Origin of the sequence: Nocardiopsis sp. N85, assembly GCF_028882275.1 — a bacterium.
Classification (GTDB): domain Bacteria; phylum Actinomycetota; class Actinomycetes; order Streptosporangiales; family Streptosporangiaceae; genus Nocardiopsis; species Nocardiopsis lambiniae.
Genome location: NZ_JARBUT010000027.1, coordinates 70,404 through 79,371 on the forward strand (window position 1 = coordinate 70,404; position 8,968 = coordinate 79,371).

Here is an 8,968-nt window from a genome sequence, read left to right on the forward strand (position 1 = left end):
CCCCGAGGACCCCCGGACCACCCGGCCCGACACCCACAGCGGACCACAGCCGAGCGGCACCGCGTGGGACACCGGCGACGGAGGCGACAGCCGGGGACGGTCTCAGGACACCCCCGTCTCCCAGGGCGACGACGCCTGGCGGGAGCGGCCCGGCGCCCACGGCGCCGCCGGGCACGAGATCGACGAACCCCGGAACACCTGGGACGACACCCTCGGTGGCCATCGACAGGACACGGCCGGCCGAGGCGCCGACCACGGACGGGACCCATGGGGCGAACGGCACGCCGCCTCCGGGCGGAACCCCGACGACGGGTGGGAATCCGGACAGGACGACTGGACCGGACGGTACGGCGACTCCGAACCGGCGGCCACGGGTGCCCGGCGTCCCGAGGACGGCCCGGCCCCGTGGGGCGAGGCCTACGGCGGCCCGCCGGAGACCGCCGCCTGGAACGCCGGTGACGCGTACAACACGCCCCGGCCCGACGACGAGCGTTCCGGCGACCCCCGGAGCGGCGAACAGGCCGCCTGGAGTGCCGGCGGCGCCTACAACGCGCCCGGACCGGAGTCCGAGGCCTGGGACTCCGGTGACGATCGCGACCGGCCCCGAGGGGACGGTCAGGGCGACGACTGGGACGACTGGGACGAGGCGCCCCGCGGCGATGAACCCGAGACCCGGAGCGGTGGCTTCGAGTACCTCTACGACGGCGACGGCGCACCGCAGGGGCCGCAGGAACCGCCCCGGCGCAAGTCGCGGCGCGGGCTGCTCATCGGTGTCCTCTCCGCCGTGGTGGTCCTGGCGCTGATCGGCGGCGGGGTGTCCTGGTACGTGCTCACCCTGCCCAGGCCGCAGGAGGCCACCGCCGAGTACGAGGCCGCCTGGGAAGCCCAGGACTACGAGCGGCTGGCCGCCGTCACCACCGGCGGCGACGCGGCCGAGGTGTTCGGCGGCCTCGCCTCGGGGATCGGTGTGGAGGCCGTCGACGCCACCATCGGTGATCCCGTCACCGACGGTGACACCGGGACCGCCCCCTACGAGGTCTCCGTCTCCCTGTCCAACGCCGGCGACTGGGGCTGGGAGGGCGAACTCCCCCTGATCCGCCAGGACGGCCGATGGTGGGTGGACTTCTCCCCCGAGGTGGCCTTCCCCGGGCTCGCCGAAGGCGAGACCCTGGGCCGCACCGCGGTGTGGGGCGAGCGAGGGCAGATCCTGGCCGCCGACGGCACCCGACTGGACAGTCCGGAGATCTCCGGTTCCCTCCAGATGCTCGTCGGGGAGATGGGCGAGGCCACCGAGGAGGACGTCGAACGTCTGGGCCCGGCCTACCGGGTCGGCGACACCGTCGGCGCCAGCGGTCTCCAGCGGACCTACGAGGAGCGCTTGGCGGGACAGGCGGCCACCACCATCGTCACGATGGACACCGGGGCCGACGTCGAAGCCCTGGAGGTGACCGAGGACAACACCGTCGCCACCCTGGACGGCGCCCCCGGTGAGGACATCACCACCGGCATCGACATGTCCGTCCAGAGCGCGGCGGCGAGCGCCATCATCGACTCCGCGGACCCCGCGGGCATGGTGGCGATCCGGCCCTCCACCGGTGAGATCCTGGCCGCGGTGAACGTGCCCGGCGGTTTCAACCGCGCCTTCGAGGGTCAGTACCCGCCCGGTTCGACGTTCAAGGTCGTCAGCTACAACGCCCTGCTCGACAACGGCATGACCATGGACAGTCCCATGGAGTGCCCCAAGGAGTACGACCCCGGCGGCTGGGAGTTCACGAACGCCGGCGGCGCCGAGTACGGGTCCCAGACGATGACGCAGGCGTTCGCCACGTCCTGCAACACCGCTCTCGTCAGGGCGGCCGTCGACAACATGAACTCGGACGCCATGGTGAACAGCGCCGACCTGTTCGGGATGAACGCTCCGCTGAACATCGGTGTGCCGACGTTCGAGCCGGTCTACCCGCCCAGCGACGGCGCCGTGATGCTGGGCGCCCAGAGCATCGGACAGGGCCAGATCCTGACCTCCCCGCTGCACATGGCCACCATTCCGGCGGCGGTCGCCGACGGTTCCTGGCGGCACCCGGTGCTGGTGACCGAACCGGCGGCGGAGGACCTGCCCGAGCCCCGGCAGCTCGGCAACGCCGACGCCCTGCGCACGATGATGCGCGCGGTCATCACCGAGGGCACCGCCAAGGATCTGCCGTTCCAGGGTGAGGTCCACGGCAAGACGGGCACCGCCGAATTCGGCACGGCCGAGGGCGAGGACGAGGAACTGCCCAGCCACGCCTGGATGATCGGCTACAAGGGCGACATCGCGTTCGCCGTCGTGGTGGAGGGCGGCGGTGGCGGTTCGTCCGTCGCCGGGCCGATCGCCGCGAAGTTCACCAACGCCCTCTGACCCCACCCCCTCTCGCCGACCGACGGCGCGCGCCGGCACCGCCGACGCGCGCCGTCGGCGTTCCACGAGCCCGCGGATCGACGCTTTTCACCGCGCCCGCGCGAAACCCGGATCATCCGAAGGGCGCACGACCGTTCGCCTGACGGACGGGTTCGGGGGCGGCTTCCCCGTTCAGGGTGTTCGTCATGCTCCCGAGGGGAAGACCCGGCAAAGAAATCCAGTCGTTACTTTATGAAGTCATCCAACTACTAGGAGCTATCAATACTGTTCATCGGGCACTTTCAGAGGTGGCGCCGAACGAAGAGTCCCCGCCAAGGTCGACGGAGGGGGCCGGTGCCGCTCGGATCGACAGATCGTCGATCCGGCTCGAAAGGACACAGCATGAACCGCAAGACCTTCACCCGGATCGCCTTCGCCGCCGTCATCGCCCCCACCCTGGCCTTCGGTGCGCCGGCCGTCGCCATGGCGGACAGCTACTTCTCGGGTAAGGCGACCGTTGCCGGGCCCTACGGCGCCGCCAGCCACAGCGTGACCGCGATCGCCAAGGACGGCCACGGCAAGCACGGCCACGGCAAGGGCGGCTCGTACTTCGATTACAGCTCGACCTTCGCGGGCCCGAAGGGCGCCGCCTCCAACAGCTCCACGAGCGCCGCTCACTAGTCGCGTTCCCGGCGGGCGCGGCGGCCGTCACCGGTCGCCGCGCCCGGCGGGCGTCATCCGAGACGAATCGAAAGAAGAGACGGGAACAATGACCTCAGTACGACGCACGCTGTCCTTGGTGGTCGTCACGCTCGGCCTTGCGCTGGGCGCGCCCTCCGTGGCGATGGCCGGGGCGGACTTCGAGAACCGCTACGGCTCCGCAGGCCCCAAGGGGGCGACGCTGACCGTGGTCCGCAGTCACGCGGGAGACGACGGCAAGGTGACCTACGAGTACGTGACCTACACGGCCACGGCCGAAGGCGCCTGGGTGAACAGGGTCACGAGTGCGGCCGAGTGAGTTCGGCCGGTGTGGGCGGACGACGTTCGGTCGGCCGCCCTTCGGGTGTGCGGGAACGTCGTGATCCGCACGTCCTCGCGATCGGGAACGGAGGGGGCATGCGAAAGAAGTCGGTACGCGGAACCGTGCTCGTGGGGATCGCCATGGCCCTGTGCTGCGTCGGCGTGACGGGTGCGGCCGACCCCGAGGGTGTCGCGGACGGGCGGACGGGCGTCTCCTCGCCGTTCGTCCGAACCGGGGCCGACGACTGGCCACCGAGCTGGGCCATCGGAGCGGAGCCGCCCAAGGCGGACTTCTGGCACGAGGCCGAGACCACGATCGTACGGCTGGTGAACGAGGAGCGTTCCAAGGCCGGATGCGCCCCGCTCAAGACCCACGGGTCACTGACCCGCGCAGCCCGGGAGCACAGCCAGGACATGGCCCGGCGCGGCGCGCTCGGTCACGTGGGTTCCGACGGCACGTCGGCGAGTGATCGCGTGCGGGCGACCGGCTACAAGAAGCCCGCGGGCGAGATCATCGCCGACGGCTACGAGACGCCGGAGAAAGCCGTGCGGGCCTGGAAGGAGAGCCCGGGGCACCGCAGGGCGCTCCTGAACTGCTCCTTGGTGGACACGGGGGTGGGCGTCGTGCGCGCCGACGACGGCCCCTACTGGACGCAGGTCTTCGGTTACGGCCCCTGACGCCGCGGGCCCCGGACGCATCGCGGCGGCGGGCGGCCGGAGCCGCCCGCCGCCGGGTCCCCCTGCTCGATCGTTCCGGCCGCACGGCCCCGGCTCCGCCGGGCAGGCGCAGGGGTCCGAGGAGCGCCGCCTACCGGGCGGGTTCGTTCTCGACCGGTTGCGTGGTCTGCGCGGGGGCGCTCGGTTCGGGCTGTGGCGCACCGGGCGTGAGGACGAACAACAGGACCAGGAGTCCGGCGGTGACCGCGGCGATCAGGCCGCACGCCACCCAGGGCTTCCAGCCGCTCAGCCCGGGGTCGATGGGGGCGTCGGGGTCCCCGAAGGACTCCAGGCGCCCGGCCAGCTCCGGTTCCTCTTCGCTGAGCCGCCGCTCGATCTCCTGGAGGATTCTCCGCTCGTTCTCTCTCAAGGACATGGCACCCCTCCTTCAGCGGCCGGGGGATGGACTACCGTCGCCACCGGGTGTCTTACAGTTTCCCCCGAGGGAGGCCCGGATATCCAATGTTCCGGAGGTTTTCCCCGCCCGTTCTCCTCTCTTGCAGGTCACCGCCCCGGAATGGTCCGCTCCGTGGGAGGACCGTCTCAAGGGATGGTCACCCGGGATAGCACTCGACCTCGGCGGCCTTGACCCCCGCCCACACGGTGCCGCCGCGCGCGAGGCCGAGTTCGGCCAGGGCCGCGGGACTGATGTCGGCGGCCAGGTCGAGCGGGCCGGTCAGGCGCACCCGGACCTGGTCGCCGAATCGCTCCACACCGTCCACCTCCAGCGGCCACACGTTGCGCGGGCCGCCGCGCGGCCGTTCCGGGTACAGGGCCACCGCACGGGGCGGGAACGCCACCAGGGCGGGCCCGTCGTAGGCCTCGTGCACCTCCACCCGGGCTCCCCCGGACAGGGTCACCACGGTGCCCTCGGCACGGCCGTGGAAGAGGTTGAGGCCCACCAGCCGGGCCACGTAGGGGGTGCGGGGCCGGCGGGCCACCTCGGCGGGCGGCCCCTGCTGGACCACCCGGCCGTTCTCGATGACGGCGATGCGGTCGGCGAGCACCATGGCGTCCAACGGATCGTGGGTGACCAGCACGGTCGCCCCGTCGAACTCCTCCAGGAGGTGGCGCAACCGACCGCGCACATGGTCGCGGGTGCCGACGTCCAGGGCGGCCATGGGCTCGTCGAGCAGCAGCAGCCGGGGGCGCACCGCCAGGGCGCGGGCCAACGCCACCCGCTGGGCCTGCCCGCCGGACAGGTCCCGGGGACGGGAGCGGGCGTATCCGGCCAGGTCCATGTGATCGAGCAGGGCGGCGGCCCGGGCCCGGGCGTCGGCCTTCGACAACCCTTGGCAGCGGGGCCCGAACGCGACGTTGTCCAGGGCGCTCATGTGCTGGAACAGCAGATAGTCCTGGAAGACCATGCCGATGGGGCGTCGTTCCACGGGCGTGCGGGTGTGATCGTCGCCGTCGAGGCGCACGTGTCCGCCGGTGAGCGGGATCAGTCCGGCCAGGGCGCGCAGGGCCGAGGACTTGCCGGCGCCGTTGGGCCCGAGCAGGGCCAGTACCTCGCCCGGAGCCACGGACAGGGCGACGTCCAGCGTGAAGTCGCCTCGGCTCAGGCACAGGTCGGCGGAGAGCACCGGCATCAGGCGTTCACCCATTTCTCGCGGAGGGTGGCCAGCACGGCCAGGGAGACCAGGAGCAGGACGAGACTGAGCACGATCGCGGCCTCGGGGTCGCTTTGCAGGGCCATGTAGACGGCCAACGGCATGGTCTGCGTGGTACCGGGGAAGTTCCCGGCGAAGGTGATGGTGGCGCCGAACTCGCCCAGGGCACGGGCCCAGCACAGGATCGCGCCGGCGCCGACACCCGGGAGCACCATGGGCAGGGTGACCCGGGCGAACACGGTCACCCTGCCGGCCCCGAGGGTGGCGGCGGCCTCCTCGTAGCGACGGTCGGCGCCGCGCAGGGCGCCTTCGACGCTGATCACCAGGAACGGCATGGCGACGAACACCTGGGCCAGCACGACGGCCAGGGACGTGAAGGGGATGGTGAGCCCGAACCAGGCGTCCAGGTACCGGCCGACCAGACCGTTGCGGCCCAGGACGAGCAGCAGGGCGACGCCGCCCACCACGGGCGGGATGACCAGCGGAACGGTGACCAGGGCGCGGACGAACCGGCGCCCGGGGAATTCGGTCCGGGCCAGCAGCCAGGCCAGCGGCACCCCGAAGACCAGACAGAGGACGGTGGAGACGGTCGCGGTGGACAGCGACAGCCACAGGGCCGCCAGCACCTCGGGTTCGGTGATCCGACGGCCCATGTCCGGCCAGGGCGCGCGGACGACCAGGCCGACCAGGGGCAGGACGAGGAAGGCGACACCGACCAGGGCGGGCAGGATCAGGGGCCAGGGAGGGCGGCCCGATCCGACCCGCATGACGCCGTGCGTCGCGGAGCCGGACCGGGAGCCGGAGCGGTTCACGGGGTACCGAACCCCGCCCCGGTGAGCACGGAGGCGCCGGTCTCGGACAGGACGAGGTCGATCCAGGCGGCGGCGAGCGCGGGTCGCGGCGCTCCGGCCGGCACGGCGATGGGGTAGTCGTTGACGACCTCGTCGGCCTCGGGGAAGGAGATGCCGGTGACGGCCGTCCCGGCGGCGTCGACGTCGGTGACGTAGACGAGTCCGGCGTCGACCTCGCCCAGTTCGACCTTGGTCAGGACCGCGCGCACGTTCTCCTCGTAGGTGACGGGGGTGACGTCGAGTCCCGCGGCCTCCAGCACGGTGAGGGTGGCCGTGCCGCAGGGGACCTCCTCGGCGCAGAAGGCGACGGAGACGCCGTCCGCGGCCAGGTCGTCGAGGTCCTCGATGCCGGCGGGGTTGCCCGGCGGAACGGCGATCTCCATGGTGTTGGTCGCGAAGATCGCGCCGCCCTCCCCGTGTTCGGCGACCCATTCCCCGGCCAGGCCCTCGCCTTCGACGACCTGGTCCATGGTGGAGGTGTCGGCGGCGGCGAACACGTCTGCGGGGGCGCCGGAGTTGATCTGGGTGGCGAGTTCGCCGCTGCCGGCGAAGTTGAAGACGACCTCCGCACCGGGGTCGCGCGCCTCGAACTCCTCGGCGAGTTCCTCGAAGACGTCGGTGAGGGAGGCGGCGGCGAACACGGTGAGCCTCCCGGTGAGGTCCCCCTCGGCGACCCCCGCGTCCGTGTCGGGGCCGGTGTCCTCCGACCCGCAGGCGGTGAGGGCCAGGGCGGCGGCCGTCAGAGCGGCACCGAGCCGCCGGGGGGCGTCACGCATGGTGTTCTCCGGTGGTCTCGATGATCACGGCGGTCGACTTCACGACGGCCGTGGCGGTGGCGCCGACCTCCAGACCCAGCTCGTCGGCGGCCTCCCGGCTCATGAGGGAGACGATCCGGTGCGGTCCGGCCTGGATCTCCACCTGGGCCATGACCGTGTCACGGACGATGCCGGTGACCAGTCCGCGGAACCGGTTGCGCGCGGAGGAGCGGCGACGGTCGGGATCCTCGTGGGATCCGGATCGCATGAAGTCGGCCAGGTCGGCCCCGTCGAGGAGGCGGCGTCCGGAGGCGTCACGGGTGGCGTGCAGGCGCCCGGAGTCGACCCAGCGGCGCACGGTGTCGGCGCTGACGCCCAGGAGTTCGGCGGCCTCGCTGATCTGAAAGGTCGGCATGGGAGAAATCTACATCTCGCAGTTGCGAGGGTGTTAGACCCATGAGACTGGTGGATCATAACTTTTTTCCGGCCATGGGTGGGCATGGGTGAGACGATCCTCCAACCCGGGACCGAGGAACGGCTCCGGCCCTTCCGACGGCCGGTGCGCCCGGGACCCGGGGGCGTCCGGCTCCACGCCGTCGTTCTCCGCCCGGCCGGGGGACGTCCGGGCCGGTGTGCGCGGTCCTCCCGGGGGCGCGCGAGGGCCCTGGTCCGATGGCCCCGGTCCTCGATGGTTGGACCGGGGCCCTTGGTTCGGGCGCGGGACCGGGCTCGGGTCAGCCGCGCGGGTCGGCGATCTCGCCGACCGGCCCCCGGGCCCGGTAGTCGTCCAGAGCGGTGACCGCGTACCCCGCGACGTCCTCGTCGGCGGTGTCGGTGAGCCCGGTGGTGCCGGTGAGGCCCACCAGGTTGTCCGGTGTGAGCGCCTCGCACACCGTCTCGTCCCCGGCCTCGGCCACCTCGTCCGGCAGCCGGTACACCGCGTAGAAGCGGGCGTCCTCGGTGGCGTCCCAGGTGACCTCGACCCGATCCCCCTCGGTCCGGGCCACGACACCGGTCACCGCGCCCACGCGTGCCTCCTCCTCACCGGAGTCGGTGCGCGGCGGCAGCGCCGGATCCGCGTAGTGGCCGCCGAGCAGGTGGTCCACCACCTGCCCGTGCTGACGCAGGCTCTTGATGGAGAAGTAGACGTCGCCGTCGACCTCCTCCAGCGCGCCGGAGTAGTCGAGCTGGGTGCTGAGCGCGTCGTCGCCGCCCCAGCCGTCCTCGCCCAGGCGGTAGGCGGCCTGGCCGATGTACAGGTCCACGTCGGTGCCGGCGACCTCGTTCGCCCACCAGTCGGTCAGGACCTCGTAGTCGGCGGTGCCGAAGCCGCGCTCCCAGTACAGCTGGGGCGCGACGTAGTCGATGGTGCCCTCTTGGATCCAGGTGCGGGTGTCGGCGTACTGGGCGTCGTAGGACTGGAGGCCGGAACTGGACGACCCGGTGGGGTCGGTGCTCTGGTTGCGCCAGATGCCGAACGGGGAGACGCCGAAGCTCACCCAGGGCTTGGTCTCCTGGATGCGGCCGTGCACGTCGCGCATCAGCTGGTCGACGTTGTCCCGGCGCCAATCGCCCCGGTCGTCGAAGTCGCCGCCGTGGGCCTCCCAGGAGGCGTCGTCGTCGAACTCCTCGCCGTCC

At 72.2% G+C, this 8,968-nt stretch carries 10 protein-coding genes; 4 read left to right on the forward strand and 6 right to left on the reverse strand.

The window, feature by feature from the left end; translation table 11 throughout:
- The 4 genes from PWG71_RS26610 to PWG71_RS26625 form a co-directional block, all read left to right on the forward strand.
- The coding region (locus tag PWG71_RS26610) for a penicillin-binding transpeptidase domain-containing protein (protein ID WP_274812770.1) at positions 1-2,395 on the forward strand (2,395 nt) is incomplete at its 5' end.
- 381 nt (positions 2,396-2,776) lie between these two features.
- On the forward strand, positions 2,777-3,055 hold the full coding sequence (locus PWG71_RS26615; RefSeq protein ID WP_274812771.1) for a hypothetical protein: 279 nt from the start codon (positions 2,777-2,779) through the stop codon (positions 3,053-3,055).
- Positions 3,056-3,143: 88 nt separating this feature from the next.
- Positions 3,144-3,392: a hypothetical protein gene (locus tag PWG71_RS26620; RefSeq protein WP_274812772.1), complete on the forward strand. Its 249-nt coding sequence runs from the start codon at positions 3,144-3,146 to the stop codon at positions 3,390-3,392.
- 98 nt (positions 3,393-3,490) lie between these two features.
- On the forward strand, positions 3,491-4,072 hold the full coding sequence (locus PWG71_RS26625; protein WP_274812773.1) for a CAP domain-containing protein: 582 nt from the start codon (positions 3,491-3,493) through the stop codon (positions 4,070-4,072).
- Positions 4,073-4,202: 130 nt separating this feature from the next.
- Here the strand turns inward: PWG71_RS26625 and PWG71_RS26630 are convergent, their stop codons facing one another.
- From PWG71_RS26630 to PWG71_RS26655, 6 genes are all read right to left on the reverse strand, one after another.
- Positions 4,203-4,487, reverse strand: coding sequence for a DUF3040 domain-containing protein (locus PWG71_RS26630; protein WP_274812774.1), 285 nt, complete (start codon positions 4,485-4,487; stop codon positions 4,203-4,205).
- Positions 4,488-4,665: 178 nt separating this feature from the next.
- Positions 4,666-5,718, reverse strand: coding sequence for an ABC transporter ATP-binding protein (locus PWG71_RS26635; RefSeq protein WP_274812775.1), 1,053 nt, complete (start codon positions 5,716-5,718; stop codon positions 4,666-4,668).
- Positions 5,703-6,491, reverse strand: coding sequence for an ABC transporter permease (locus tag PWG71_RS26640; protein ID WP_274812776.1), 789 nt, complete (start codon positions 6,489-6,491; stop codon positions 5,703-5,705). The genes PWG71_RS26635 and PWG71_RS26640 overlap by 16 nt, the downstream gene beginning before the upstream one ends.
- A 41-nt stretch (positions 6,492-6,532) precedes the next feature.
- The gene (gene modA, locus PWG71_RS26645; protein ID WP_274812777.1) at positions 6,533-7,351 is read right to left on the reverse strand and encodes a molybdate ABC transporter substrate-binding protein; all 819 of its coding nucleotides are present in this window, start codon (positions 7,349-7,351) and stop codon (positions 6,533-6,535) included.
- Positions 7,344-7,745 (reverse strand): TOBE domain-containing protein, encoded by a 402-nt coding sequence (locus tag PWG71_RS26650; RefSeq protein WP_274812778.1) that lies wholly within the window; start codon positions 7,743-7,745, stop codon positions 7,344-7,346. Before PWG71_RS26650 ends, modA begins: the two co-directional genes overlap by 8 nt.
- Positions 7,746-8,064: 319 nt before the next feature.
- Positions 8,065-8,968: glycoside hydrolase family 10 protein (locus tag PWG71_RS26655; RefSeq protein ID WP_274812779.1), on the reverse strand; the 904-nt coding region annotated here is incomplete at its 5' end.

Bases quoted from the DNA above. Each gene is read 5' to 3' on its own strand.
- PWG71_RS26615 (WP_274812771.1), top strand. From the start codon at position 2,777: ATGAACCGCAAGACCTTCACCCGGATCGCCTTCGCCGCCGTCATCGCC.
- PWG71_RS26620 (WP_274812772.1), top strand. From the start codon at position 3,144: ATGACCTCAGTACGACGCACGCTGTCCTTGGTGGTCGTCACGCTCGGC.
- PWG71_RS26625 (WP_274812773.1), top strand. From the start codon at position 3,491: ATGCGAAAGAAGTCGGTACGCGGAACCGTGCTCGTGGGGATCGCCATG.
- PWG71_RS26630 (WP_274812774.1), bottom strand. From the start codon at position 4,487: ATGTCCTTGAGAGAGAACGAGCGGAGAATCCTCCAGGAGATCGAGCGG.
- PWG71_RS26635 (WP_274812775.1), bottom strand. From the start codon at position 5,718: ATGGGTGAACGCCTGATGCCGGTGCTCTCCGCCGACCTGTGCCTGAGC.
- PWG71_RS26640 (WP_274812776.1), bottom strand. From the start codon at position 6,491: ATGCGGGTCGGATCGGGCCGCCCTCCCTGGCCCCTGATCCTGCCCGCC.
- modA (WP_274812777.1), bottom strand. From the start codon at position 7,351: ATGCGTGACGCCCCCCGGCGGCTCGGTGCCGCTCTGACGGCCGCCGCC.
- PWG71_RS26650 (WP_274812778.1), bottom strand. From the start codon at position 7,745: ATGCCGACCTTTCAGATCAGCGAGGCCGCCGAACTCCTGGGCGTCAGC.